General features: G+C 53.2%; 22 protein-coding genes. 11 read left to right on the top strand and 11 right to left on the bottom strand.

Annotated elements, in window-relative coordinates; genetic code table 11:
* Positions 1–167: 167 nt before the first annotated feature.
* From K1718_RS08165 to K1718_RS08180, 4 genes are read right to left on the bottom strand one after another with little or no spacing between them, the layout of a single operon-like run.
* Positions 168–1,217 carry an ABC transporter ATP-binding protein gene (locus tag K1718_RS08165; protein ID WP_265683662.1) on the bottom strand — a complete coding sequence of 350 codons (1,050 nt, stop codon included), beginning with the start codon at positions 1,215–1,217 and terminating at the stop codon, positions 168–170.
* Positions 1,218–1,230: 13 nt separating this feature from the next.
* Positions 1,231–2,073: an ABC transporter permease gene (locus K1718_RS08170; RefSeq protein WP_265683664.1), complete on the bottom strand. Its 843-nt coding sequence runs from the start codon at positions 2,071–2,073 to the stop codon at positions 1,231–1,233.
* The gene (locus tag K1718_RS08175; protein ID WP_265683666.1) at positions 2,073–2,930 is read right to left on the bottom strand and encodes an ABC transporter permease; all 858 of its coding nucleotides are present in this window, start codon (positions 2,928–2,930) and stop codon (positions 2,073–2,075) included. Before K1718_RS08175 ends, K1718_RS08170 begins: the two co-directional genes overlap by 1 nt.
* Positions 2,931–2,958: 28 nt before the next feature.
* On the bottom strand, positions 2,959–4,050 hold the full coding sequence (locus K1718_RS08180) for an ABC transporter substrate-binding protein (protein WP_265683669.1): 1,092 nt from the start codon (positions 4,048–4,050) through the stop codon (positions 2,959–2,961).
* Between the two features lie 453 nt (positions 4,051–4,503).
* Here K1718_RS08180 and K1718_RS08185 point away from each other — a divergent pair, with 453 nt between their 5' ends.
* From K1718_RS08185 to K1718_RS08205, 5 genes are all read left to right on the top strand, one after another.
* The gene (locus K1718_RS08185; protein WP_265683671.1) at positions 4,504–5,685 is read left to right on the top strand and encodes an aminotransferase; all 1,182 of its coding nucleotides are present in this window, start codon (positions 4,504–4,506) and stop codon (positions 5,683–5,685) included.
* A 383-nt stretch (positions 5,686–6,068) separates the two neighbouring features.
* Positions 6,069–7,055 (top strand): zinc-dependent alcohol dehydrogenase family protein, encoded by a 987-nt coding sequence (locus K1718_RS08190; RefSeq protein ID WP_265683672.1) that lies wholly within the window; start codon positions 6,069–6,071, stop codon positions 7,053–7,055.
* A 124-nt stretch (positions 7,056–7,179) separates the two neighbouring features.
* Positions 7,180–7,788: an NAD(P)H-dependent oxidoreductase gene (locus K1718_RS08195; RefSeq protein ID WP_265683673.1), complete on the top strand. Its 609-nt coding sequence runs from the start codon at positions 7,180–7,182 to the stop codon at positions 7,786–7,788.
* A 3-nt stretch (positions 7,789–7,791) separates the two neighbouring features.
* Positions 7,792–9,777 (top strand): cation:proton antiporter domain-containing protein, encoded by a 1,986-nt coding sequence (locus K1718_RS08200; RefSeq protein ID WP_265683675.1) that lies wholly within the window; start codon positions 7,792–7,794, stop codon positions 9,775–9,777.
* A gap of 188 nt (positions 9,778–9,965) precedes the next feature.
* Complete coding sequence (locus tag K1718_RS08205; protein WP_265683676.1) at positions 9,966–10,877, top strand: 2OG-Fe(II) oxygenase family protein; 912 nt, start codon at positions 9,966–9,968, stop codon at positions 10,875–10,877.
* 154 nt (positions 10,878–11,031) lie between these two features.
* On the opposite strand, the gene K1718_RS08210 is transcribed toward K1718_RS08205, so the two are convergent.
* A complete protein-coding gene (locus tag K1718_RS08210; RefSeq protein ID WP_265683685.1) occupies positions 11,032–12,075 on the bottom strand; it encodes a LysR family transcriptional regulator in 1,044 nt (347 codons plus the stop codon).
* A gap of 68 nt (positions 12,076–12,143) precedes the next feature.
* Here K1718_RS08210 and K1718_RS08215 point away from each other — a divergent pair, with 68 nt between their 5' ends.
* Both K1718_RS08215 and K1718_RS08220 read left to right on the top strand, forming a co-directional pair.
* Complete coding sequence (locus K1718_RS08215) at positions 12,144–12,989, top strand: enoyl-CoA hydratase/isomerase family protein (RefSeq protein ID WP_152500474.1); 846 nt, start codon at positions 12,144–12,146, stop codon at positions 12,987–12,989.
* 276 nt (positions 12,990–13,265) lie between these two features.
* On the top strand, positions 13,266–13,979 hold the full coding sequence (locus K1718_RS08220) for a CE1 family esterase (protein WP_265683690.1): 714 nt from the start codon (positions 13,266–13,268) through the stop codon (positions 13,977–13,979).
* A 15-nt stretch (positions 13,980–13,994) separates the two neighbouring features.
* Here the strand turns inward: K1718_RS08220 and K1718_RS08225 are convergent, their stop codons facing one another.
* The 4 genes from K1718_RS08225 to K1718_RS08240 all read right to left on the bottom strand — a co-directional run bounded on the left by K1718_RS08225 (position 13,995) and on the right by K1718_RS08240 (position 16,437).
* Entirely contained in the window at positions 13,995–14,576 is a 582-nt protein-coding gene (locus tag K1718_RS08225) for an alpha-ketoglutarate-dependent dioxygenase AlkB family protein (RefSeq protein ID WP_265683692.1), read from the bottom strand.
* 159 nt (positions 14,577–14,735) lie between these two features.
* The gene (locus tag K1718_RS08230; protein ID WP_265683695.1) at positions 14,736–15,119 is read right to left on the bottom strand and encodes a hypothetical protein; all 384 of its coding nucleotides are present in this window, start codon (positions 15,117–15,119) and stop codon (positions 14,736–14,738) included.
* Between the two features lie 230 nt (positions 15,120–15,349).
* A complete protein-coding gene (locus K1718_RS08235; protein WP_173005925.1) occupies positions 15,350–15,499 on the bottom strand; it encodes a hypothetical protein in 150 nt (49 codons plus the stop codon).
* 17 nt (positions 15,500–15,516) lie between these two features.
* Positions 15,517–16,437 carry a LysR family transcriptional regulator gene (locus tag K1718_RS08240; protein ID WP_265683697.1) on the bottom strand — a complete coding sequence of 307 codons (921 nt, stop codon included), beginning with the start codon at positions 16,435–16,437 and terminating at the stop codon, positions 15,517–15,519.
* 118 nt (positions 16,438–16,555) lie between these two features.
* Here K1718_RS08240 and K1718_RS08245 point away from each other — a divergent pair, with 118 nt between their 5' ends.
* From K1718_RS08245 to K1718_RS08255, 3 genes are read left to right on the top strand one after another with little or no spacing between them, the layout of a single operon-like run.
* On the top strand, positions 16,556–17,335 hold the full coding sequence (locus tag K1718_RS08245) for a CmcJ/NvfI family oxidoreductase (RefSeq protein ID WP_265683699.1): 780 nt from the start codon (positions 16,556–16,558) through the stop codon (positions 17,333–17,335).
* Positions 17,336–17,351: 16 nt separating this feature from the next.
* Entirely contained in the window at positions 17,352–18,335 is a 984-nt protein-coding gene (locus K1718_RS08250) for an LLM class oxidoreductase (RefSeq protein ID WP_265683700.1), read from the top strand.
* Positions 18,332–19,138, top strand: coding sequence for an SDR family NAD(P)-dependent oxidoreductase (locus K1718_RS08255; RefSeq protein WP_265683702.1), 807 nt, complete (start codon positions 18,332–18,334; stop codon positions 19,136–19,138). The genes K1718_RS08250 and K1718_RS08255 overlap by 4 nt, the downstream gene beginning before the upstream one ends.
* A 325-nt stretch (positions 19,139–19,463) precedes the next feature.
* Here the strand turns inward: K1718_RS08255 and K1718_RS08260 are convergent, their stop codons facing one another.
* Both K1718_RS08260 and K1718_RS08265 read right to left on the bottom strand, forming a co-directional pair.
* The gene (locus K1718_RS08260) at positions 19,464–23,330 is read right to left on the bottom strand and encodes a G8 domain-containing protein (RefSeq protein WP_265683703.1); all 3,867 of its coding nucleotides are present in this window, start codon (positions 23,328–23,330) and stop codon (positions 19,464–19,466) included.
* 695 nt (positions 23,331–24,025) lie between these two features.
* On the bottom strand, positions 24,026–24,931 hold the full coding sequence (locus K1718_RS08265) for a LysR family transcriptional regulator (protein WP_265683704.1): 906 nt from the start codon (positions 24,929–24,931) through the stop codon (positions 24,026–24,028).
* Between the two features lie 121 nt (positions 24,932–25,052).
* Between K1718_RS08265 and K1718_RS08270 the strand changes: the two genes are divergently transcribed.
* Positions 25,053–25,925, top strand: coding sequence for a DUF4437 domain-containing protein (locus K1718_RS08270; protein ID WP_265683706.1), 873 nt, complete (start codon positions 25,053–25,055; stop codon positions 25,923–25,925).
* The last annotated feature ends 88 nt before the right edge of the window (positions 25,926–26,013 follow it).

The raw sequence follows: 26,013 nt of genomic DNA on the forward strand, positions 1-26,013 counted from the left end.
CGACGATTTCTTCCCGCGGCCTTTGCGGGACTACCCTTGCGACACGCGGTTGGTTGTGCCTTTCGCTGAAACGACAGAGCCTTGATTTTGGCTGGCCATTCAGGCCAGCCTCACAACGGCTCTCCATGAAAAGCGCAACAATTCCTCTGTTTCTGCGTCTCTTCAGACTAGTCGACGGGAAAGACAGCTAATCGAGCCGGATCAGCAGTCAGGTGGACGAGATCTCCTACCTGGAATTCGCTGTCATCGGAGGCCGAACCGCGCACCCGGATTTCCTGATCCTTTACACTGACGAGCCACTCTTTGAAGGCGCCGAGATCACGGGCAAACACAACACGCCCGGTTGACCCCTCATTTGCCTGCGCTGGACGCAAGGAAATGTTCTCTGCTCGCACAGCAACGTTGACAGCTGTGCCGGGTTCATAGTCAGCCGCCGCTTTGAAGCTATTCCCAAAGATTGCCAGTTGCCTGTTCTGACCAATCTCGGCTTGAACAAGGTTTGCAGCACCAATGAAATCAGCCACCAGGCTGTTGGCTGGTTGGCGGTAAACTTGAGTTGGTGTGGCTGCCTGTTGAACCTTCCCATGGTCCAGAACCACAAGTTCATCAGCCAGCATCATTGCTTCGGTTTGATCGTGCGTGACCAAAACCGTTGTAACACCGAATTTTTGCTGCAACCTACGCAGTTCAATCTGCATGTTGTCGCGAAGTTTCGCATCCAGTGCAGACAATGGTTCGTCCAGAAGAAATAGCTTTGGTTTGATTGCGAGTGCTCGGGCAATTGCCACTCTCTGTCGCTGTCCGCCTGACAGCGCCGAAACGGTGCGATCTGCAATGTGGGGAAGCTCAACAACGTTGAGAAGTTCTTCTACACGTTCACGCTGTTCCTTTGCCGTCGTCCTGCGAAGTTTCAGCCCATACGCGATGTTTTCAGCGACACTCATGTGAGGGAACAAAGCAAGCGATTGGAATACCATTCCGAACCCACGCTTGTGCGGCGGCACTTCTGAGATATCGGCGCCATCCAGCAGCAAACGCCCTTCCGTGGGTTTTTCAAAACCAGCGATAATTCTCAGCAGTGTTGTCTTGCCGCAGCCGGATGGTCCCAAAAGACAGACAAACGAACCACGTTCAATCTTCAGGTCAACTCGATTAAGCGCAGTTACGGGCCCGAACGACTTTGAAACCGCTTCAATGTTCAAATGCGTATTAGTCACGTTGAGCCTTTTGTCAGAACAGGTTGCCACGTCCGGCGATCAGCTTGTCGACAAGCAGCACCAGGAAAACATCAACCACAATTATGAAGACGGAAAGCGCCAGAGTCGCAGGATCCAGCGACGACACTGTTCGACTGTACATCCAGATGGGCAACGTGCTGACATCAATCGTGTACATGAAGAAGGTGACGGTGAATTCGTTGAAACTTATTATGAGCGCAAAGATCAAACCGGCGAGAATGCCAGCTTTCATCAGCGGGATGACAACATCCCAAATCGCCCGTAGTGGCGACGCGCCGAGTGAAATCGCGGCTTCTTCGATTTCGACGCTGATGCCGTTCATGGCGCTCAAGCAGTTGCGCAAGACAAACGGCAATACAAGCGCAATATGCGGAATCGCAATTCGCCATATGCCGAGATCCAGTTGCAGACTTTCGGCAATGAGAAGAAAGGCAATGCCCAGCATCACCAATGGAAACACCAAGGGCAAAGTGAATAGCAGTTCCATGCCTTCACGCAAGTTTCGGCCGCTGCGTGCCAGCGCATAGGCAAGCGGAACACAAACCAGTGTTGAAATGATCATCACCAAAAACGCGACCAGGAGGCTCGTAATGGTGGAATCGACGACCGATTGCGCGCTGGATGGATCCTCGTTTGTGAACAGCTGCAAGACTTCGAAATACCAGCGGAACGAAAACTCCGTGGGCGGAAAACTCGAATATTCGGATGCGGAAAACGACATGATCGTCACAACGATCACCGGCAGCGCGGAGATGAGAATTCCAATGCTTGCCAGAAAAAGGATCACGAACCGGTAGGTTCCACCACCTTCTGTTGGGAGAAGTCCGACCCGCATCAACTGGATTCCTTTGCAGTTGTCGTCAATCGAACCAGCCAGGAAGAGGCGACAAGAACGAAAAGTGTCAAAACAATGAGGATCATTCCGGCAGCGGCAGCGCCCGACCAGTTGAACAGGGGAGAGATCATGTCGCGGATGACCAAGCCCATCATCTGTACGCGGCGTCCGCCAAGAAGCAAAGGAATGGCAAAAGCGCTGGCGTTGAACGCGAAAACAATGGAAGCTGCCCCGACAAGTTCAGGTCGTAAAAGGGGGACTGTAACGTCCCTGAAGGTGCGCCAATGTCCGGCCCCCAAAGAACTTGCTGCCTCCAGGTATTCCGGTGAAATGGCTCTTACAGCTCCGACGATCGGAAAGACAGCAAGCGGTAAGGACGTTTGCACCAGCCCCAGCAAAACGCCTGTCTCGTTGAAAAGTAGAAACAACGGACGTTCGATTATCCCCATTGCCTTAAGGGTCGAGTTCAGGACACCGGATGGGCCAAGCAGCAGGATCCAGCCATAGGCTTGGACCAAGAGGTTCAAGATGAGCGGCAGAAGGATGGAAATTGTCAGCAAACGCCTGAAAAACGAGCTGCGTAACGATGTCATGACAAAGGCCAGCGGCACTGCGAGAACCATCACGATAATCGTCGCGATAAACGCCAGTTTCAGGGTCAGCCAAACGGATCTGCCGAAAAACGGAGTCATCAAATCCCGATAGGCCTGGATCGATAGTCCTTCAATTGTTCCCTGTTCAGCCGACAGCGAAAAACGCAGTATGTAGAAACACGCTCCCAGAAACGGAAGAATGGCAATAAATGCAGGCGCTGCGAACAGCAGCGCCTGTTTCTTTGGAAGAAATTCAGTCGACACGATTGAGGGTCACTTAAATCCTTGCCTTCTAAGACAAGGTTTGTTGATAGGTCGCAATCCACTTTTCCCGAACGTCAGCGACAAAGGCTTTGTCATGTACAACGGCTTTTTCGCTTAACTGTTCAGGCTTGATGATAAACGGACTTGCCTTTGCCGCTTCACTCATCACGGCCTGCTGGTTGATCGGCCCGTTTAGGACGGCCTCGGCCATCACGCCTTGAACCTTGTCGTCTAGAGTGTAGTTGATGAAAGCATGCACTACGTCGTCGTCACCTGGTTTGGATTTCGGCACGATCGTATACATCAGATCCGCGAAAAAGCCTTCGTCAAGGTCGTAGGTTGCCCCCATGTTGGACTCTGCCGGATTGGCAAGTTCTTTGGCAAAAAATGCTGGTGCGTATACGCCGCCAATGTCGAGGGCGTCGGATCGGAACAGTTCCGAGATCTGGCCCGGATTTTCTCCAAAGGTCAATATGCTGCTTCTCAGTTCAGCAAGCTTGGCGAAGGCTTCTTCGGAGTTCGTTCCATCTCCGCCAATCATCTTACCTGTTGCAAAAATCGTATCCAGCGCATCTGTCCAGGTTGCTGGTGGCAGGAACAGGCGACCAGCGTGGGCTGTATCCCACATTTCTGCATAAGACTTCGGTGGTTCCTTGAAAGTTTTCGTATTGTAGATCATGCCACCGGTCCAAAGCAGGTAACCGATGCCGTGACCTTCCGCACCTGAACGGAAGCGCGGATCCACTTTTTCAAGATTTGGCAGCATGTTGAGGTCGGGTTTTGCCAACAGACCGTCACCGGCAAGTTCAACCGCACCCACGCCGGCCAGCGTAATCACGTCGTATTGCGCCTTGCCACCAGAAGCCCTGAGTTTTGCGACCATCTCCGAGGTTGAACCGGTTCGGTCGGCAATGACTTTTGCGCCCGTCATTTCCTCAAAGGGTTTTGCTATGTTCTCAAGAATTGCCAGTCCGGTATTGTCGGACCAGGTCAAGAGCCGGATTTCCTTGCCGCTGAAATCGCTTTTACCGGCGGCTGTTACAACTGAAGGCATCGCGAGTGTTGCTGCAGTAGCAGCACTTGCCTTCAGGATGCCTCGTCGGGTTAGTTTGAAAGTCACGGTTCCACCTCTGATTTTCGGTCTTATGCGACCGCTTCGAATTATCTGAGGTAAGCTCCGGTCTTGTCGTTTGCATTAACACTTCATTGAATCGAATTTTTCTTGCAAAAAAATACAAGCTTCACGATTTGGATGAAAAAGTATGCACGACTGAACTGCTTTTCATCAGATTGGCTCAGAAGTGATCAAAGTCATGGGTGGCGAACAGCTCGTCTCACCGCGTGTTCCTGCCAAATTTATGAGGATATTTGGTCACATAGCAGGACAGGTTGAGGGCGAGGCGCTCCGGCCCGAGCAGTCCGCCTTTTTCAGAAATAGATACGTTCATATTTATCCATGTTTTGATTGATAAGTTTCCATTTGAAGGAGGCTTGCGCGAACTATGGTCGTTTTTGCGCGCTTTCAACAAGCGTGCAGGCACAAATTCACAACGCAAGCGTGGCAACTTCGAAATTGAATCTGAATCTTATCGACACAGCCACGCCTCCGATCCCGGAGGCGACAGATTGGTTGTCGGCATATGACGGACGGTTGGGTCCAGTTCTCAATTTGAGTCAAGCGGTTCCAGGTGACCCGCCGCCGTTGGTGTTTTTGGAAAAGATCGGATTGGCTGCAGGTACTACAGAGGCAACGCAGTACGGCGACATCTTCGGTGACGATCGACTTAGAACCGCTTACGCTGCAAATTGCTCCAGTCTGTTTAAAGCTCCGATTGATTTTGAAGAGGTTGCGATTACCGCAGGCTGCAACCAGGCATTCTTTGTCTCAATCATGGCGCTTGCCGCAGCTGGCGATGCCATCCTTTTGCCGGTCCCCTGGTATTTCAATCACAAGATGACCCTTGATATGCTGGGTATCGAGGCGAGACCCCTGCCGTTGCATGCTGAAAACGGCTTCTTGCCAGATGTGCAAGATGCCGCAGAGCTGATTGACAACAGTGTTAAGGCCATTGTCCTCGTGACGCCCAACAACCCCACGGGAGCCGTCTATCCATCTGGCTTGATTGAGGCTTTCTTCAATCTTGCCCATGAAAAAGGCATCAAACTGATCCTGGACGAGACTTATCGCGATTTTCTGATTGACGATGCTGCCCCTCATGGTTTGTTCAAGGATCGACGTTGGCAGGACACACTCGTAAGTCTTTACAGCTTCTCCAAAAGCTACGCCATTCCTGGGCACCGCCTCGGCGCTTTGACCGCGTCCAGGAAAGTGCTGCGTGAAGTTGGCAAGATCCTTGATTGTGTTCAGATTTGCCCGGCACGGGCGGCACAGATATCTCTACCCTGGGCCATGGCGAACTTGGGTGATTGGCGCGCTGAGATCAATGCACAAATCGCAGAGAGGGCAGCAGCCTTCCGCAAGGCACTTGCTCATCATCCTGCTTGGAAGATCGAGCAAATCGGTGCCTACTTTGCCTATGTCCGTCACCCCTTTCCTGATGTTTCAGGGGCCAGGGTCGCTGAGTGGTTGGCCGGGAGCTGTGGCGTCCTGGCCCTTCCAGGAAGTTATTTTGGACCTGGCCAGGACCAGTATTTGAGATTTGCCTTCGCAAATGTCAGTTGTCGAACCATTGAGCAACTGCCAACCAGGCTTGAGGCCTTTTCACATGCGGCATCTGCAACCTGCGCCAACTAAGTGGACCGGATCAGTCGCAAAGGGACGACTTGCTGCTACCCAACTCAAATTCCTCGATAAAATGTTGAAGTGATGGTTGCCAAACGTTTTTTGAAACGATGTGCCCGCAAACAGATACACGGTATCTGTGTGCGGAAAACTGGGCAAACGTAAGCTATTGCTGACGCACAATTATTCCCGGTTGGGCCTGCCTGAGGATGAGGGCCCGGTTGCCGCCCTGGAAATCAACTGATTGGCACATGCGGGACATCGCACCATGTCGGACGTGACATCCGCATCCTTATTATATTGAAAATCTAAATTCTGATTCTGTTTTTTATCCGTTTATTCTGAAATGAAGAGATTGTACCAAACCTGCAAATACAGAACGCAGGAGCAAACCCATGAAGTCTATGTCTCTGAACAGCTATGGTGCGGACTCGGTTTTTGAACTGGCCGAGATCGATAAACCCGTGGCGAAACCGGGCCATGTCCTCGTCAGAATTGCCGCCACCAGCGTCAATACTGTTGACACCATGATCCGAAACATGGGCACGGATCTCCCTCTATCGCCAGCCTTGCCTGCCGTTCTGGGCATGGATTTTGCCGGTACAGTTGAAGCTGTGGGCGAGGGCATCGCAGGGTTTGAAGCAGGCGATGAGGTCTATGGATGTGCAGGCGGTCTGTTGGGACTTCAGGGGACTCTTGCGCAATACATCTGTGCCGACGCGCGCTTGGTCGCGCACAAGCCAAAAGCGCTTTCGATGCGCGAGGCAGCGGCGCTGCCTCTTGTCGGGATCACCGCCTATGAGGGTTTGACCCGGGCCAATGTGTCAAAAGGGCAGAAGGTTCTGATCCAGGGAGGTGCAGGCGGTGTCGGTCATGTTGCTGTGCAATTGGCCAATCACTTGGGTGCGGACGTGACAGCCACGGGTACCGGAGCTGCGCAAATGACGCTGATCTCCGATCTGGGAGCACGTCCGGTTGACTTCATGACCGCGAAAACCGCTGATGTTGTGGCAGACAATACCGGCGGCGTTGGATTTGATGTGGTCTTTGACACCGTGGGGGGTGCCAATATGGCCAACTCCTTCGAAGCAGCGAAACTCAACGGTCACGTATCTTCAACCGTCGCACTTCTGGAGATTGACCTGACACCCGCGCATTTCAAGGGACTGTCGCTGCATGTGGTTTTCATGCTGTTGCCGATGATACACGATGTGGGCCGCGAAGTTCATGGCAACATCCTCAAATCCCTTGCTGAAGCTGTGGATGCTGGCGCGGTGAAGCCCGTACTGGACGAGAAGAAATTCGGATTTGCCGATGTCAACGAGGCCTATGCACGTCTCGAGAGTGGGCAGGCAATCGGCAAAGTTGTCATCGAACTCTAGCTTCCTGATAAGACAGTGGTGTGCTGGCCGTATCTGCGATGCGGTTGCCGGCAAAAACAACACTAGAACATACGGGCATTTCAGCACATCTGCCTGTCAACGACACAGCAGGAAGGTGCTTTTGATGGCCAAGATCATTGTTTACTACGCGCATCCTGGCCAGACATTCAGCCGGGCGAACCGCGCAATGGCGAAGCGGGCCAGCAACATCGAAGGCATTACTTTTGTAGACCTTTATGCGGAATATCCGCGTCATGATATCGATGTCGGCAAGGAACAGACGCGCCTTCTGGAGCACGATGTGATCGTGTTCCAGTTTCCACTTTATTGGTATTCCACACCAAGTCTTTTGAAGGAATGGCAGGATCTCGTGCTGCAGCACGGTTTTGCCTATGGCCACGGTGGTGACAAGCTTGCGGGTAAGACCTTGCTTCTGGCTATCACAGCCGGCGGCTCTGATGAGGCCTATACACGAGATGGCTATCAGCAGCATACGATGCGCACGTTCCTGACGCCGCTCGAGCAGACAGCTGGACTGTGCCAGATGCGTTTTCCACCGCCTTACGTGCTGTTTGGTGCACTGAAGGCAGACGAGGGCGTTGAACTGACTCATCACATCGATGGGTATGTCGAGCTCCTGACCCGGATCCGGGATGACAAATTCAAGCTAAAAGATGCAACCGCTGAAGAGCTTACTTGCGCCAGCGACATTCTTAGCCTCAGCGAGGAGTGATTCATGACCGATTTTCTGCTTCTGGCCTTTGTTTTTCTGGTCGCCGGCGTGGTTGCTGTGCCGATTGCTTCGCGGCTGGGTCTGGGCTCCGTTCTCGGATACCTGATCGCCGGCATTGTCATCAGTCCACTTTTGGCCACCCTGGGTGTTGATGTGATCTCCATTCAGCACTTCGCTGAATTCGGCGTTGTGATGATGCTGTTTCTGGTGGGGCTGGAACTGGAGCCCAGAATGCTCTGGAACATGCGCGCCAAGCTGCTTGGCCTTGGCGGCCTGCAGGTAGGGGGCACAACAGTTTTCGTCATGGGCGTGGCCATGATCCTGGGGCAACCGTGGACCATTTCGCTTGCGATAGGCCTTGTGCTTGCGCTTTCCTCGACAGCAATTGTGCTGCAGACTTTGAATGAAAAGGGTTTGATGCGTTCCAACGGTGGACAATCAAGCTTTTCGGTCCTGCTGTTCCAGGATATCGCGGTCATTCCAATGCTGGCATTTGTCCCGCTGCTCGCCATGCCGGAGCTCATGGATTTGGCAGCTGATGGGGGCCATGGAGCCGGTGCGCATGTAGCCGATGGGCATGGCGGCAGTCACGCAAGCGACCATGGGCAAGGGGACCACGGCGCGTCCATAAGCCTGGTGGATGGTTTGCCGGGCTGGCAAGCTGCGCTGATAACCATCGGCGCAATCGGAGCCGTGATCCTTGGCGGTGTTTATCTGACGCGTCCGCTATTCCGATTTATCGCCATGGCAGGTCTGCGCGAACTGTTTGTTGCCGCAGCTCTGATGTTCGTTATCGGAATTGCACTGCTGATGACACTGGTGGGGCTTTCGCCTGCTCTGGGCACCTTTCTTGCGGGCGTGGTGTTGGCCAACAGCGAATATCGTCATGAATTGGAATCCGATATTGATCCGTTCCGTGGCCTGCTTTTGGGCTTGTTCTTCATCACTGTGGGCGCAGCGATCGACTTCGAGTTACTCCTCGGCAATTTAGCTTCGATCCTGGGCATGACTTTTGGGCTTATTGCACTCAAATCTCTTGTTCTATTGGCGCTGGCTTGGATGTTTAAGCTGCAAGGGGCTGACAAATGGCTCTTCGGGCTGGGGCTTGCGCAAGCCGGTGAATTTGGTTTCGTTCTCCTGTCCTTCACGGTTGCCAATGATGTTATTCCTCAGAACCTGGCGGATCAGCTGTTGTTGATTGTGGCTCTGTCCATGCTGCTGACGCCGGGGTTGTTTATCCTCTATGAGAAGGTCATTGCGCCACGTTTTGTGAAAACGCAGGAACGTGATGCGGACCAGATCGATGAAGTGGGAGAGGTGATCATTGCAGGTCACGGCCGTTTCGGAGGGATCGTCAACCGGATGCTGCGCGCAACGGGCTACTCCACCACCGTTGTAGACTACAATGCCGGCCATTTGGATATGTTGCGCAGCTTTGGCTTCAAGGCGTTTTTCGGAGATGCAACACGCCCCGATTTGATCCACGCAGCCGGTATTGAGAAAGCGAAGCTTCTGATCGTTGCCATCGACGGCAAAGAGCAGATTAACGCACTGGTCCTTTACGTACGCGAAAACTATCCCCACGTGCCTGTCATCGCCCGCGCGGTTGATCGGCAGCATGTTTATGATCTCTTTGCTATGGGCTGCGTTGAAATCATTCGTGAAACATTTGATTCCAGCGTGCGTACAGGGCGTTCTGCGTTGGAGCGGCTTGGGATGCACCCATTTGATGCCGAACTGGCGGCGCGGAAATTTGCAGAGGACGACCGTCATATCCTTAAAGAGATGGCGCTTGTTCATGATCCCAAGATACCGGTCAGTCAAAACACCGCTTATATCGAAAAGTCCAAAACTCTCATGAAAGAGCGTGAGGAGCAGATATTCGGGAAACGCGACGTTTTTGATCTCAGCACAGACCGTGGCTGGCATCCGCCGACCGAAGAGGATCTGGAAGCGATACTTGCGGACCACGAGGCGAAGGCGCCGTAAGGTGCTCTTCGCAAACACGCCCCTATGAATGTTTCGGGACAGGCTGGAAATCCGCGTCGGCCGGGATGATCGCTAATTATGATAAAAAACAGAATTATGAATTCAATTTTGGTCCGTTTAATTATGATTTCAATAAAATAAGTATGTGGTCAGGCACAATAACCGCATACTGATAAGGACTAGCTGTCATGTCACAGACTTCCCTACACCACGCCCGCACCATTGAGCGGCCTTCGCGTGAGGCGATGTTGCAACGCGCGCCTTCCGTTCAGCGATTCTGGACCGAGAACAAAGAACTTTTCGCCAAAGCCTGGTCCGAATGGGACGGCGGCCGCAACAGCGGATCTCCGGCGCTGGATAGCTCGATCTTCGATCCGCGTCTACGCGATACCATTGAGGCAGCGTGGATCGATCCGACCAAAGAAAACAAGGTCAAAGAGCTTTGGAAAGAAGTCTTCCCGGGCGTCTATCGCACGCAGTTTTTCAATGTAGACCAACTTCACACTCTGCGCGCTTATATGGATGCGGTCGGGGAGGCTGAGATTCCCTTGCGCCCACCCTATGGCATCGTCCTCAATCGTGGCGGCGCCATGCTTGATCCTCGCTCCGAGGGCTATCTTGCCGCACCAACATTCCAAGCGTTCTATCAGGAGTTGATGAACCGTTACATGCGTCCCGTATCACGTCTGTTGTTTCCAGATGTCGTCGGCTTCGACACACAGACATTCGGATTCTCAATCCAATGGCAGGAGAATAAGGACACGTCTTTGCGGCCGCACTCGGATGCTTCGGCGGTAACGTTGAACATCAATCTGAACCTACCCGGTGAAGACTATTCCGGTTCTGCCGTCAGTTTCATTGATCCTGCCACCCGCCGGATTGAAAAACTCACGTTTGAACCCGGAACAGCATTGATCCACCACGGTAGCGTGCCCCATGCATCGGAGCCCATTACCAGCGGCGAACGCTTCAACTTCGTTCTTTGGCTTTACGGAGATCATGGGCAGCTGCCGATCGAAGGCGCGTCTGTGCCCAAAATTGAACCCTCGGAACGCTGGAGCTTGCCAGACGTCAAAAACGATGATTTTGCGCCCTTTTAAGCTCTGAATCTCGAAGAATCGCGGAGCGGCTAAATTGCTTCGCGATTTTTCGGTTGAGGCTTGCGGTTTTCCCGACCAGACGGTCCCGGTGCAGGACGTCAGGCATGGCCGGCAGAGCGGCGTTTTATATTTGATACTTCAATCAGCGCTACGCTCAGTGGCTGCCATGGTCACTGGACTTTTCGGGTAACTCACTTTCCCAGGGTGGGTTTTTACCGATCTTGGCGATGAGGAAATCCATGAATACCCGCACCTTGGGGGAAAGCACGTTGGATTTCGGATAGATCATCCATAATACATTTTCTTCAGCGGCTTCATAATCGGGCAGAACGCGCTTAAGCAGTCCCGAAGACAGTTCCTCGTGAACGCTCCAGAGCGCGTTCATCGAAATACCAGCTCCCGATATAGTCGCCTGCTTTTGGCTTAGCCCGTCATCCATGATCAGTTGGTTCTTTTTGTCTCCGTATTCGAACATCGCAATATCGCCCTGAGTGGATTTGAGGGGCCTGGGATCCAGATGCCCGAACGCAATGAGTTTGTGATGCGCCAGATCAGAAGGGGTTTCGGGTGTCCCATATACGTCGAGATAAGATGGAGACGCACAAAGAATGCGTTTGCCGTCCGCCAGCTTTCTTCTTTTGAGGCTCGTTTCGGACAATGGAGCAAAGCGAAGCGCAAGGTCAAAGCTGCCCTCGGTGAGATTGAACGGAAGGTCCGAGAGGCGTAAATCCAAAGAAACCTCAGGGTACTGGGCCAGGAACTCGTGCAAGATGGGGGCGATGTACATCTGAGCAAAGGTACTCGGTGCCGTAAAGCGCAGCGTGCCGGTCGCATTCGCCAACCCATGACCCAGGGCAGCAAGGGCTGCCTCTTCCTGAGCAATTATTTCCCGTGCAAACGGCAGGAGATCCGATCCTTCAACGGATAAAGATACCTTGCGCGTGGTTCGGTGTAGCAGTTCTGAACCCACCCTGTGTTCAAGTTTGGAAAGCTTCGCGCTGGCAACTGCAGGGGCCATGCCCAGCTTTCGACCTGCCGCGCTGATGTTCAGTAACTCGGCTGCGAGGATAAACAATCGCAGTTCATCTGTATCAATGCCCATTATATCAAATTTCCGAATTCTGAATACTTTAAGAGCCGCTTTATTTGTTAAATACCAGAAGTCATAACATAAACAAACCCGCGTCACGCTCGACACCGATAGCTCCAAATCGTTTTCAACAGTCCCCACACCTTTGGTGCAGGGCAACAAAAGAAGGAAGCCCCATGAAGTACGAGAATTTTCAGACGTTCACAGTTGACGTTCAGGACTCGATTGCGACCGTGACTTTTGACTTTGGTACTGTGAACGTACAGGGGCAGGAGATGTTGGCGGATCTCAACAGCCTTGCCATGCGTCTGGAGCGCGACCGGTCGGTGAAGGTTGTTGTTTTCCAGTCGGCCAATCCTGAGGTCTGGGTATGTCACTATGACACCGAGCTGCTGAAGGACATGTCGACCGAAGCAGTGTCTCGCGATGAGGCACAACTCCTGGATCTTCAGGCTGTGTGTGAGCGCATCAGCAAAGTTCCTCAGGCCACGATTGCGAAGATCGAAGGATTTGCGCGCGGCGGTGGCCATGAGCTGGCGCTTGCTCTCGACATGCGGTTTGTTGCGCGCGGAAAATACAAGTTCATGCAAATGGAAGTCGGGATGGGCATCCTGCCTTGCGGCGGGGGCGCGTCACGCATGGCCCGCCAGACCGGGTTGGGCAAGGCGCTTGAGATCATCCTCAGTGCGCAAGACTACGACGCGGACGATGCGGAACGTTTGGGTACAATCAACAAGGCACTCGACCCCGATGAGATCGGTCCCTATGTGGATGCCCTAGCAAAGCGTATCGCCCAGTTCCCGGCGGAGTCGATCAATGCCTGTAAACAGATGGTGTATGAATCCATCGACCGCCCGATCCAGGATGCGTTGAAGGCCGAGGCCTATTGGCTTTATCAGGCGACCAGCAAAACACCTGCGGTCAAGCGCTTTGGCATTGCTGATGAGCAGGGCCTGGAACATGACATCGAAAATCAGCGCAAATGGGGTGAGCTCGTCATGAAAGTCCAAGAAATCAATTGATCTGGAACGGAAATGTCTTGGCCACCACGTCTCGTGGTGGCCAGCGATTTATTGCTGCCTTGCAAATACCTTTGGCGAACAAAACCCAAACCTGATTGAATTAATTGTGCTTTGGGCTGAACGGGCACAAAACAATTGGAGACCGAGATGTTGGACAGGGTTTTATTCCAAATTTCTTGCGTTGCCTTCGCGGCCCTTTTGAGCCCCGCCAGCTTGCACGCCCAGGCGTGTGGAGATCCCCAGACACCCTGTACCATCGAAGGTGGAAGCTATCATGTGATCTATCCTGAAGTGCCCGAGCCTTTGGGAATTGTGATGCATTTGCATGGTGGTGGCAGCACTGGTGCTAGCGCACTCAAGTCTGGTCTTGCGGGAGAGGCGCATTCGCGCGGCTATATTTTCGTTGCTCCAAATGGCGAGCATCCCGAAGCGCGATGGACGAAGGATTGGTCGGTCCGCGCAGACAACATGGAATTTGAGCGCGACGACGCAGAGTTTCTCGCCAGGGTTCTGACCGATATCCGGTCCAACACAGATCTCTCAGAAGCGCCGGTTCTACTGTCGGGATTTTCCCGCGGAGGATCCATGGTTTGGAATATGGCATGCTGGCAACCAGAGTTTGCTGATGCCTACGCACCTCTGGCAGGTGCTTTCTGGGAGCGACTGCCAACGCGCTGTGTGCAACCTTTGTATCTCTTTCACACTCACGGCTGGACGGACAGGGTTGTTCCCCTGGAGGGCCGATCATTCTTTGACGACACGGTTGTTCAGGGAGACGTATGGGCATCCCTCAAAGTTCTGCGCGAGACCAATGGTTGCGGCAAACGCCAACCGGAAACGAGCACTTTTGATGGTGAACTCTGGCTGAGGCACTGGACCGACTGCGATGCCGGACGCATTGACTTGATGTTGCACAAGGGAGGGCACAGTGCACCTGAAGGGTGGGGACCGCGCATGTTGGACTGGTTTGAGGAATTGGAGCTTCGCTGAGGCTTCCTGATAACCTTAAGCCGTTTGACGGAATGTCAAATTGATCCTCGGTTCTTTAACGCTTTTCATTGGCGGCACTCGATGAAGCCAATAATCCTGGGTTTCCCCTTCCATGACAAGAAGATCGCCATGCGCGAGTTGGACCTCCAGAGTTTCCTTGTCAGCCTTGTTCTTGAACACAAAACGCCGCGTCGCGCCAAGCGATAAAGATGCAACGGGTGTTTTCTCTCCATCGCTGTGCCAGCCCAGGCCTTCCTCACCTGAATGGTACAGATTCAAAAGACAGCTTTGAAATTTATGGCCACAGGTCCGTTCCACGAGCTCTTTCAATTCGAGTAATGCGGGCACCCAGGGAAAAACGCGCCGTTGGTTTGAATGACTGGGCGCATCGCCATACCAGGCAATTTTTCGCGCCGTGACAATATGTTTGCCGGCAAAATTATACTCGTCATTGCGCCACTCAATATCAGACATGAGACTGGCCAGAGCTTTGTCGGCACCTTCATGCGAGAGAACAGCGCCAAAGAAATTTGCGATGCCGCTATGAGGCAGAACATTCCGTGGCCCCAAGTCCTCGTGCGCGAACAGATCCATCATCTTTCAAGTGTCTTCAAGCAGTGTAGTCGGGAGACAGGATAGCGCTGGGCGGATCAAAGGACTGCCGCGCTACCCTGCTGAAGTCTTTTGAACTTCATGCGTTGGTTTGCATGCACCAAGTTCGACTGTGTCTGCGCCTAGGCAAACGGCCCGGTACGCCTATCTTATTGCTTCAATAGACTTTCGGGCTGTAGCCACCGCCAAAATCGCCTCAGGGTGAGACTGGTATGCGGCGTTCAGACCATCGCGAAACAGGCCAGACTTCGCGTCCAGCAAACTGCGACATTGGTTGCCGAAGGCTTTCGTTTCTTCATCTGAGATGGGTTTCTCGTCCGCGAGACGCTGGTCAATTGAAACGATCGTGTCCCGAAGTGGCTTCAGCCAGGCAAAAGCGCCATCTTTTGTGACGCGATCAAACAATTGTAGCGGGCTTCCATTGAAACCGGTTTGTTCCGTTTGAAAGGTCAAGAGATGCTTATGCACTGCTTGCAGGGCTTTCGACACGTGGTCCAGCCCGGTTGATTGCGATACCTGTGTAGTCATCAACTGGATCTCCGATTAAGGGCTGAGAGTGGGGACAGATCCGGGAGCTGTCTCCACGATTTCACCTTAGATGGGATCGCTGCTGACCGAGTACCATTGCAGGGAGCGCATACCACATATTCGCGCCATATCCCTTTGAGGCTTCGGTCTTTGGCCAAAGATCGCTGTCCAGCCTCGCGGCAAAGAGATAACGCCCTTGTTTTCACGAAGAGAATTCAACGCAAAAAACGTTAGTTGTTGCGGGTGAGGGCAAGGTTGGGATCGCCGGCGCGGGTAAGGTCCTGAACGATCTTCGGGTTGCGCATGTTGAGGGTTCTGGAGAAGGAGGTTACAGCTGACAGGCGGCCAAAAATAGGCAGCACTCGACGACAGCGTTTCACCTCACGAATTTCCTTGGCTAACTGCTCGTTGCCTGCCAGGGCGGGTTGCGGCCGATGTGCTTTAGAAGGAAGTCCATGAAGACCTTCACCTTCGCGGAAAGGACGTTGGTATGAGGATACATGAGCCAAAGGACGGTTTCCTCAGCCATGCGATAGTCCGGCAACACTCTGACGAGGTTGCCTTCGGCGAGGTCGCGGGCCACGCTCCAAAGCGAGTTTGAAGATATACCGCTTCCAGCCAAAGTCGTGAGTTTCAGGGCCATTCCATCGTCGACAACAAGGCGGTTCGACGCGCTCTGCGGGTCAAAAATACCTTTTTCACCCGATTGCGACACAAGCTCACGAGGCGATGCGTCCTGGAACCCTATCAGATGATGTTTCTTTAAATCATCAGGTGTTGCAGGTGTGCCAAAGACTTCAAGATAAGCCGGCGATGCACACAGTATTCGTGTGTCATCCGCCAGCTTGCGGCCTTTCATGCTGCTGTCACACAAAACCGCGTTGCGGAGTGCGAGATCAAAACTGCCCTCAATCAGATTGAGCCGGATATCGGACAATCTCAGATCGAGTTTGACGTTCGGATGAGCTTTGAAAAACTCCGGCAGGATTGGCGCTATGTAGAGCTGGGAGAAAGTGCTGGGGGCCGTAAAGCGAAGCGTCCCTGTTGCTTCGGCGTCTCGCTGACCCAGAACGGCGCGAGCTGCATCTTCCTGGGCAACGATCTCTCGCGCATAGGGAAGAAACTCAGACCCCTCGAGCGAGAGCGAAACCTTCCGTGTCGATCGGTGAAGGAGATCTGCTCCGATGGACTGTTCCAACTTGGCAAGTTTTGCACTTGAGACAGCTGGAGCGAACCCAAGATCACGCCCGGCTGCACTGATATTCAGTTTTTCGGCAGCCAGAATGAATAGACGCAGGCCGTCTGTTTCCAAACCCATTATATTCAAATCCCGAATTCTGAAATGGGATCTTCGCAATTAATTTTGCAAATGACAATGGTTATGTTCCCCATAGAGGAAAAGGAAGCAAGAGCGCAGCAAGCAAAGCGAGATGGCGATGACCAAGACTGCCACAGTCAATTACCATGTACATAAGCCGGAACAGCAGGCCTTTCACCTGGACGCGGATGGCATTAAGGGAAATCTGATCTCTCCCGAACTGCGGTCCACGGACATTGCTGTCCTGGATGCCCGAGAAGGCGACATTTCAGTGTCATTTGACAAGGATTCGGTCACCTTCGCCGACGCACCGACCATGGTGAATTTTTCCGCAGAAAGAGCACTCTGGGAAAAAACATATGACACAGAGCTAACCGAACTTCTCAAAACCAAACTTGGGGCAAAAGAAGTCATCATATTTGACCATACAATACGAATTGACGATCCAAATGCCGTCCGTCCCCCGGCACGCAATGTTCACAGCGATTACAGCGAAGACGGTGCAAAACAGCGTCTGATCGATATCCTGGGTGGTGATCAGGCTGCCGAGTGGAGCAAAGACCACTACGCCTTTATCAATGTCTGGCGCCCTGTAGATAATCCGATCAACAGCGCGCCCCTTGGTTTCGTTCGACCTTCCAGTCTCAATGAAACTGACTGGGTGCTGCTTGATCTTATCTACCCGGACAGGAAAGGCCAGATACTCGGGCTTGTTGCCAATCCGGATCATGAATGGATTTATCAATCCAGGATGACTCCAGATGAAGTCGCAATCTTCAACATCTACGACAACTGTGGTTTGCCTTCGATTGCCCATAGCGCCCTCGATATGACCGAAGACGAAAGCGTTCACACAATCAGGAAGAGCATCGAAAGCCGAACGCTCATTCGATACTGATTGAGAGACACGAGACATGCCGGACGGAGCAAACCTTTCAGACTTTCCGATAATCAATCGGGGATACAATTCGGTGTTTTCGCCAAACCGATTGAGCATTGGCCTTGTGGTGCCAATCGAAGGCTATGCGATTGGTGCCAAGCCGACGATGGCGAAGCATATCGAGATGGCGCAACTGGCGGAATCTCTCGGCTTCTCCGCGCTTTGGTTACGCGATGTCCCGTTCGACGTGCCGTCGTTTGGAGATGTGGGGCAGATGTTCGATCCGTTTGTCTATCTCGGCACGCTTGCAGCGCTTACCAACGATATCGCTCTTGGGACTGCCAGCATCATCTTGCCGCTTCGTCATCCGGCTCATATAGCCAAAGCAGCAGCAACAGCAGATGTGTTGTCCAATGGACGTTTGATCCTGGGTGTCGCGTCGGGAGACCGCCCAGAAGAATATCCAGCTCTCAATATGAGCTTTCCTGACCGGGGAGCCCGGTTCCGCGATAGCTACCGCTACATTCGTGCCCTGGCAAATGATCGTCCGCGTCATGAGGGTCACCAGGGTGCCTTGAACGGAACCATGGACATGTTGCCCAAACCTGTCGGAGGACGCATCCCCATGCTGATCACCGGAGGCAGCCAGCAATCACCCGACTGGATTGCCGCCCACGGGGATGGATGGGTCACCTTTCCGCGTGACGTCACCTCTCAACACCGTGTCATCAGTGAGTATCGAAACCGCCTTGCCAAGGGGGAGGCGGAAAACAGACCTGTGATGCAGTCTCTCTATGTGGATCTTTTGGATGACCGCAATGCCAAACCACGTCCCATTCATCTGGGCTTCCAGTCCGGCACTGAATTTCTGAAAAAATACCTGTCAGACCTTCAGGACATTGGCGTCAATCATGTGGCCTTAAACCTTCGTTTGAATGCGAGAGACACAAAAACAACACTCAAACTCTTGGCAGAAGAGCTTCTGCCCGACTTTGGAATTAGAGGAAATCTTTCATGAGCAAAACCATTCTCATAACAGGTTCGACAGATGGTATTGGGCTTTTAACAGCCAAAAAGCTTGCAGCCATGGGTCACAAGGTTCTCTTGCATGGCCGTAGCAAACAAAAGTTGGAAATCGCATTGGCTGAGGTCGGTGGGACTGCTGAGGCTTTCGTCGCCGACCTTTCCAAAATGGAAGACGTCGAGGCACTGGCAAGGGACATCATTGCGAAATACGAAACCCTCGATGTGCTGATCAACAATGCAGGTGTGTTCAAGGTTCCCAATGCTGTGACAAAAGACGGGTTCGATCTCAGGATCATCGTAAATACCGTTGCGCCCTATCTCCTGACCAAGTTGCTTTTGCCGATCATTCCGATCGAGGGGCGCGTTGTTAACTTGTCTTCTGCTGCACAGGCCTCTGTCGACCTCAATGTATTTACCGGTAGAGCGTCCTTGAGCGACAGCGAAGCTTATGCACAAAGCAAACTAGGCCTGACCATGTGGTCAATGCATCTTGCGAAAACACTCGGCAAGGACGGACCAGCCCTTATTGCCGTGAACCCTTCTTCGTTCCTGGCCAGTAAAATGGTGAAGGAGGCTTATGGGGTGAAAGGCAATGACCTGAACGTTGGTGCGGATATCCTGATCAGTGCTGCATTGAGCAAAGAGTTCTCTGATTCTTCCGGCCGTTATTTCGACAACGATCAAGGTCGGTTCGCCAATCCGCATCACGATGCCTTGGACGCTCACAAGAACCAGCGTGTCGTCGCCGCCATTGAGTCAATGCTAACCGGGTTTCTCGCGTCACCAAGAGCATGACTTTTCTTTGCTGTGATTGATCCGTTCCGAACGCCAAGTCAGCAGCACTCTCAACCGAGTGGATCATCAGCCGTCGCAACATGTCAGAGAATTCGACGGCTGATCCTTGCAGTGAATTGTTTGCACGAGCGAAGTTTATGCCATTTCAAATACGTCGAGGCTGAACACCAAACTTCCAATTTTCAGAACGTTTCCGTTCCCGATTTTGTCCGCATGTACGGCATAAGTGAGCTCGAATTCTATTTCGGCTATAGTCTCACCATTCAGCCAGGGTAGCTTTGCTCCCTGGAACCGGATCCAGACCCGGTTTTTATTGTTTCGGAAATCAGAACAGATCTTGCACGGCCGGCGACAGGGCCGAATGCTCGAAGAGCAGACCCATATCCAGAAGATCCTGCTTGGTGTTCGCGCCGTGGAAGTTTTTCAGCACTACCTCGGCGACACCCTCAATCTTGACCGTAAGATCGATGCCGGAACGCTCTGCCGTCAGCTGGCTAATATCTTCGAAGTAGAGTTTTCCGCCCCCTCTAAGACCGTGGAGCTCGTCCAACTCTCCGTCAGGAACAAAAACAAAGCTATCAGCTGACGGGTCCCAGTCTGTGATCTTATCGAGTCCGGTTCCATCGATATGGAGGTCTACACCCGCATCTCCCTGCAAGGTATCGTTCCCAGCACCACCAAAAAGCTGGTCGTTGTCTGCGCCGCCGCGTAATTCATCATTCCCGGTGTCGCCGAATAGTTTGTCGTTGCCCGTACCACCGCTCAAAAAATCCGCGCCCCAGGAGCCTCGGATCGTGTCGTTGCCGCCGCCTCCTTGCGCCTTGTCGACATCACCGCCGCCGTAGATGGTATCGTTGCCTTCACCGCCATTGAGCTGATTTTTACCTGTTCCTCCGTGGAGGAAATCGTCACCATCTCCGCCGTTGAGCTTGTCATCAGCCCATCCGCCGTAAAGCGTGTCATTGCCGTCTTGACCATGAAGTTCATCAGCGCCAGCCTCCCCATAAAGCCGGTCATCTTGATCGCCGCCAAAGAGCAGATCGTTCCCGGTGCCGCCGTAAAGATGATCGGCGCCATCGCCGCCGTTCAGCAGGTCATCCCCCCAAGAACTCCAAATCGTATCGTTGCCACCCCCGCCATATGCTTTGTCGGCATATCCTCCGCCATAAATTGTGTCATTGCCTTCGCCGCCCTGAAGCTGGTTCTTGCCCGTGCCACCGTAAAGGCGATCGTTACCATCACCGCCGTTGAGCGTGTCGTCAGCCCATCCGCCATAGAGCGTGTCATTGCCGTCCTGGCCATAAAGAGCATCAGCACCGGCCTCACCCTTCAGCAAATCATCTCCAGCTTTTCCGTAGAGCTGGTCGTCGCCTGCTCCCCCGAGGAGGAGATCGTTGTGGTCGGTACCCTGGAAAACGTCGTCTCTGTCTCCACCGAATTGGCGGTCACCCGTGATTGCCAGGCCGTTCAGGTCCTGATCGCGCTCAGTGCCGGCGAAGGCTTCACCGTCATTGTTGTCGACGGAATGCACGACACCGGCCGCGCCGGGCTTCAGCAGATTTGCAAAATGTACGTCGTTCTTTGGGTCGTCGCCCGTCAGTGTCAGTGTGAAATCATGTTTGTGAGGCTTGTCTTCCGTGCCCACCTGGAACAGGCCACTATTGATGACAAGTATCCAATCGGCGGTCAGTGAGAGGTCCTTGGCGTCTTCGACAAGCAGCTCGCCGCCATCGATGATGATGCCTTTCACCCGCGCATTCTCATTCAGAACCAGCCGATCATCCTTGCCGATGACGACAATATCCTCCATGCGCGGTTTGCGGCCCTGCCAACTGGCGTTGCTCGACCAACGGTCATCTCCGCTGGAAATCTCTGACGTGACAGAGGTTGACTCTGGTTTTTCTGGAATTGGGAGGATGTAAGGATCGAAGACTGTTGTGTCGGCATCCTGTGGTGCGTTGTTACCGCTCGCATTGTAAGCCCCGGAATTCTTGATATGCAGTTGGAATTCGTCACCGTAATTGTCTTTGGCAACCCGCGTGTCCGGAACATTCGGCACGCTCTCCCCCACGTCGGCGACGGCTTTTACATACAGGGTGTCTCCGTTCCTAAAATAGGCCGTGCCGTCTGCGGATTTCAGCGCGCCCAGACCACCAACCTGATCTGCGCCCCGGACAGTTAACCCGGTGGGCAGGTCAACAAATTTGTAATAGACCGCGCTGCCCTTTTTCATGTCGCGTAGTTCTACGTCGATCACATTCGGCAATCCGTCAGGATAGCGTACGGTGTAGTGGTCGAAGCCGGTGCCAGACGTCTGTCCACGGTCCTCTATTGCGACAAGGTCGAGGTAGACATTGTTGCCGCCGGTATCTTCGTTGAGCAGAAGCTTTGCACCGTTGTCTGAACGTTCGATCTCCAGCTTGACGCGCTTTCCAGCACTTGTGTCGAACCGCTGGATGCCAAAATCGACGTTGCCGCTGTTGACCCACAAATTCTGCTGGCTGTCGAAACGGGCATTTCCCAGTGCGTTGAAACCCGTTGTTCCCTGTTCCAGGACATCGATCCGGTCACCTGGAAAGCGATCGATGATTTTTTGGGTGATCGACGCTCCCCGGGTTCCGGCGAGGCTGCCATCCAGATCAACCAATGCGAATGTTGCTGCATTTGTGTCTTCTGGTGATCTGTTTCCCGGCCCCAGGAACCGGTCCATCCGGTTGTGCCCGGGCGTGTCGTCTTCGAAGGTCAGGTCCTTCGTTGAATTGTTTGTCCGTCGGTGAAAGCCGCTTCCGGCCAGTAGCGCGCTGTCCTTGTCATTGGTAAACCCTGCGAAATGCACGCCGTCGAGCGCGACAGGTGAATCGTAGAATTGGTGCCCCCGCACCCCTTCACCGGAAGCCGCTCCGAACTGACTGGACCCAGAGCTTTCACTGTCGCTGTCGTTCGTCACGTTCTTGGAGCGACCGACGAACAAACTGTCTTTCACCAGATGACGACCTGCCAGGAAAGAACCGGATTTGTTATCTGCAAACACGGAATTGTCGATGATCACGCCGCTGGTGGATCGCGTCCAGATGCCCTGATCGCCTGACTTATAGGTCGTGAAATCCTCGATCAGAAAGTCGCCCTTGTAGTGGGAATCGGAGAATGTGCCGTTCGCTTCATTGATCGATTGTGCGTGGGCGAGACCGTTCACGCTGTTGCTGTGGGATGTATTGTCGTCGAAGACGCCGTGAATCCTGTGCTTGGGTGCGTATCCCTTGTGTTCATCAACGGTCGCGGACGTGCCCATCACCTTGTCCTGATGGGTGAACCAGATGCCGGAATTATCCGAACCGGCGGCGTGATTGCCCACCATATGATTCTGCGGGTTTGTCAGCCAGAACGTGGAAACGCCGGTAAAGTCTGACTTGTGTGACGCTCCGGCTGCCGTCTCCGTCTGCCGTGTCACAAAGCCCAGATTATCCTTCAGGACGTTGCCGAATTCGGACCCGTCTTCCAGGAAATAACCATGCCCGATGGTGTCAAAGACGACATTGTCTTCGATCCAGGCATTCTGGATACCGTGCAGCGTAATGCCCTTGTTGAAAGAATGATGGACTGAACTGTTCTCAACATACTCGCCTTTGACATTGCCATTCATATGCCAGTGAAGCGGGTAGCGGCCCATCAGACCCTTTTGTCCCATGAGGTAAAATTCAGCGCCTGAGATATGCATCTCCGCGCCGTTCATAACCATGGTGTGGCCACCATAGCCGTCTGCCTTACTGTCCTCATCGCCTTGAATTTTCACATTGCGGCTGAGAAGACCAACTTCAGCGCGTGTGTCGACAGTCCACTCCCTATAGTCCGCGCCTGACTTGCCGTTGTCGTAAGTCTGCTTCTCGCCGAAGTGCGTGTATTTCAGAGGTGCATCAAGCGTGAGCGTGGTCGTGCCGTTTGCATTGACGGTTACCTTTTTGATGACCGCTTCTTCGGCTTCATGCGCGTCCTGGCTTGTTGATGCCAGAGCGACCCTGTCTCCCGCTTGCCACTTGGTCTTGCCGGAAAGGGTGAGAAACGAGGATCCGGCCTCCGCCGTTTTGGCGAGCTGGACCCAACTCTCCTTCTCAGCATCCTGAGCATGGATTTCTATTCGGCTGCCCTGACCCATGGCCATAAGAAAGGCGTTGTTGTCCTTGATTGTCGGCATCATTTTCTGGCTATCCCCGCGGAAGGTGACACCAAAGAAACTCGGGATCACTCAGCCGATACGTCGCTCTTTGGTGCTTACGTAAGTCCTTAGCCGATCAGAACAAAAGCTCTGACCCTGCCTGTATCTCAGCGATAACGCTTCAAAAATAAGGGGATTTTTCGAATTTTTCTTGTTTTTATTGTGTAATCAAAATAAGCAACTTTAAATAGAAAGTATCGGCATTTTTACGTGGAAATCTCTCGTGAATTATTCCCAGAATATTTGAAAAATGGTTGTGTTTTTCCAGTAAATTAGTCAGCTAAGTTTCTTTGAAACTAAGCGCTAGTCTACCGTTATGAAGACAGTCACCTATTCTATTCTCTAAGCCGCAAAGCCGCTCTTGGTTTGGCTTTGGAGAGAGGAATGTCGCCTTTACTTCGTCTTGGTGCTCGGCAAGCCGAGTGACAATGGCCGCACATGATGATCCGTCAAAGCGTCTCGATCGAAATGCATAATCCCGGTGGAATGCCCAGGTGGTCACCGCGATATTCGTTGGATACTTCCACTTTCCAGCCCTCTAAACTTCGAGTGTAGTGTCTGCATCTGGCAGTGTTTGGGCGGAGCCTTAAGGGCGAGAATTGTTCCACCTGGGCGCTATGCTCTTCAGATCCCCCTGGAATGATAAGTGGTGGTGCGTTGGCGCGATCGAATTGAGTTCAATCACCGCAAAGCTCCGGGATCTTGTTGAGTTTGGATTCCAGAAAATCGGTGAAGGCGCGCACACGCGCCGAAGGCAATCTCGAGGGTGGGCGGACAGCAAACACTTTCCAAAAGGGTGAGACGGAATAGCTACCCAGTACAGGCCTCAATGCGCCGGCAGCCAGTTGATCAGCAATTTCCCAGGTGCATTTGCGTGCAATGCCAAGGCCGGACAACGCGGCCTCAGTAATCGCTTCTGCGCTTGTGCTAGAGAAATTGCCGCTGGTTTTTATGTCGTGAACCGTTCCGTCAGGCGCTGCAAGCGACCAGGTTCGCATGTCTTCCCTTGCGAGGCAGTTGTGGGTCTTGAGTTCGTCCAGCGAAGAAGGAGTGCCATACCTTTCAAGATAGCTTGGCGCTGCGACGAGGCGTCTCGGGCTTACGGCCAGCTTGCGCGCCTTGAGTGTTGAGGGCGCTAACGCACCGATGCGGATCGCTATATCAATTCCCTGTTCGACGATGTCTATGACAGAGTCGCTCATGGCGAGCTGTAGCGAAACACCAGGATGCCTGTCGAGGAACTCGGTCACGTGTGGCGCGATGTGCAGGCGCCCGAAAGAAGCGGAACAAGCAATCCGCAATTCTCCCTTGATATCTCGCGGATCAGGCTGAATGTCCGCAAGAGCTTCTTCAACGTCTCCCAAAATGCGCTTTGCATGCGCCAGGAAAATTTCACCATCGGTCGACAGGGACACTGCACGAGTGGTCCGGTGAAACAGCTGCGTTCCAACCGTTGCCTCAAGGGCTTGCAGACGCTGTGTTGCGGCCGTTGCAGACAGGCCGAATTCTGTGCCCGCCTTGCCGATTGCCCCCAGCGCCGCCACGCGAACAAACAATTCAAGCGATTTGAGATCGATGGACATTATTTGTTTTTTCCAAATAGTAATTTTTATTTTCGGCGGATTATTAATGGTTTCTGGAGCCTATTTAAAGGAGGAGACATCAAGACGGCGTCTTTGCCGTACAAAAATCGGGATTTTCACGATGCGCTTCTCCATCCTGGCTGTCGCCTTGGCCGTCTTCGGTGCGCTTGCTGTACCTCTGGCCGCTTCACAAGGCTCCAAATCGTCGGAGACGGTCGTGGTAGTGCCACGCGAAGCAGTCGCCTTTCAACCCTTGAACCCCGCTCGTGGTGATGCCGGTCCGCAAGCTGGGGTCTTGTGGGGCGACATCCGAGAAGACGTTCCAACCGGAACCATTATCCGGTTCCAACCAGGCTTCAGTTCTCCACCTCACATACACAACATCACGTATAGAGCCGTGGTCATCAGCGGAGCGGTGCACAATGACGATCCCTCCGCGGAGCTTATGTGGATGGGCCCGGGGTCGTTCTGGACCCAGCCTGCCGGAGCAACGCACATCACAGCCGCGCGTGAAGATGTGGGACTTTCCAGTGCATTTCTGGAGATCCAGCAAGGCCCCTATCTCGTTCAGCCAAAGGACCGGGCGTTTGCAAATGGCGAATTTCCGGTCAACGTTGAAGCAGACAACATTGTCTGGATCGATGCAGCTGATGTGTCTTGGGTCGACGTACCGGGCACTTCGTCCGGATCGGATGAAGCCAGGATCGCGTTTCTGTGGGGAGATCTTTCGGAAGTCGGTAAAAACGGATCTTTCCTAAAGCTGCCAGCCGGGTTCGAAGGAACGATCACCGGCGGGAACGCTTGGCTGCGTGCCGTCGTTATTGAAGGATCCGCGACGCATCAGGTATCCGGTGCAAGCGAGGCCACACTACTCAACCCGGGCAGTTATTTTGGCTCTCAAGCAGCAGCGGTTCATGCGGTGACTTGCACCGGAAACGACCCATGCATTTTCTACCTGAGCGTTACGGGCAAGTACCTTGTGTCGCGCTCCTGAAGAATTCTGAGCACACTCAAGCGCCGCTAAGACAAATCGCGTGTTTCTGCCGAAACATCTCGTTCAATTGGAATGCCGCCATACCAGC

The sequence above is a fragment of the Roseibium porphyridii genome (genome assembly GCF_026191725.2).
Classification (GTDB): Bacteria; Pseudomonadota; Alphaproteobacteria; order Rhizobiales; family Stappiaceae; genus Roseibium; species Roseibium porphyridii.

Coding starts and splice junctions, on each gene's coding strand:
- K1718_RS08170 (WP_265683664.1), bottom strand. CDS start 2,073: ATGCGGGTCGGACTTCTCCCAACAGAAGGTGGTGGAACCTACCGGTTC.
- K1718_RS08190 (WP_265683672.1), top strand. CDS start 6,069: ATGAAGTCTATGTCTCTGAACAGCTATGGTGCGGACTCGGTTTTTGAA.
- K1718_RS08195 (WP_265683673.1), top strand. CDS start 7,180: ATGGCCAAGATCATTGTTTACTACGCGCATCCTGGCCAGACATTCAGC.
- K1718_RS08200 (WP_265683675.1), top strand. CDS start 7,792: ATGACCGATTTTCTGCTTCTGGCCTTTGTTTTTCTGGTCGCCGGCGTG.
- K1718_RS08205 (WP_265683676.1), top strand. CDS start 9,966: ATGTCACAGACTTCCCTACACCACGCCCGCACCATTGAGCGGCCTTCG.
- K1718_RS08215 (WP_152500474.1), top strand. CDS start 12,144: ATGAAGTACGAGAATTTTCAGACGTTCACAGTTGACGTTCAGGACTCG.
- K1718_RS08225 (WP_265683692.1), bottom strand. CDS start 14,576: ATGATGGATCTGTTCGCGCACGAGGACTTGGGGCCACGGAATGTTCTG.
- K1718_RS08230 (WP_265683695.1), bottom strand. CDS start 15,119: ATGACTACACAGGTATCGCAATCAACCGGGCTGGACCACGTGTCGAAA.
- K1718_RS08240 (WP_265683697.1), bottom strand. CDS start 16,437: ATGGGTTTGGAAACAGACGGCCTGCGTCTATTCATTCTGGCTGCCGAA.
- K1718_RS08245 (WP_265683699.1), top strand. CDS start 16,556: ATGACCAAGACTGCCACAGTCAATTACCATGTACATAAGCCGGAACAG.
- K1718_RS08250 (WP_265683700.1), top strand. CDS start 17,352: ATGCCGGACGGAGCAAACCTTTCAGACTTTCCGATAATCAATCGGGGA.
- K1718_RS08255 (WP_265683702.1), top strand. CDS start 18,332: ATGAGCAAAACCATTCTCATAACAGGTTCGACAGATGGTATTGGGCTT.
- K1718_RS08260 (WP_265683703.1), bottom strand. CDS start 23,330: ATGATGCCGACAATCAAGGACAACAACGCCTTTCTTATGGCCATGGGT.
- K1718_RS08265 (WP_265683704.1), bottom strand. CDS start 24,931: ATGTCCATCGATCTCAAATCGCTTGAATTGTTTGTTCGCGTGGCGGCG.
- K1718_RS08270 (WP_265683706.1), top strand. CDS start 25,053: ATGCGCTTCTCCATCCTGGCTGTCGCCTTGGCCGTCTTCGGTGCGCTT.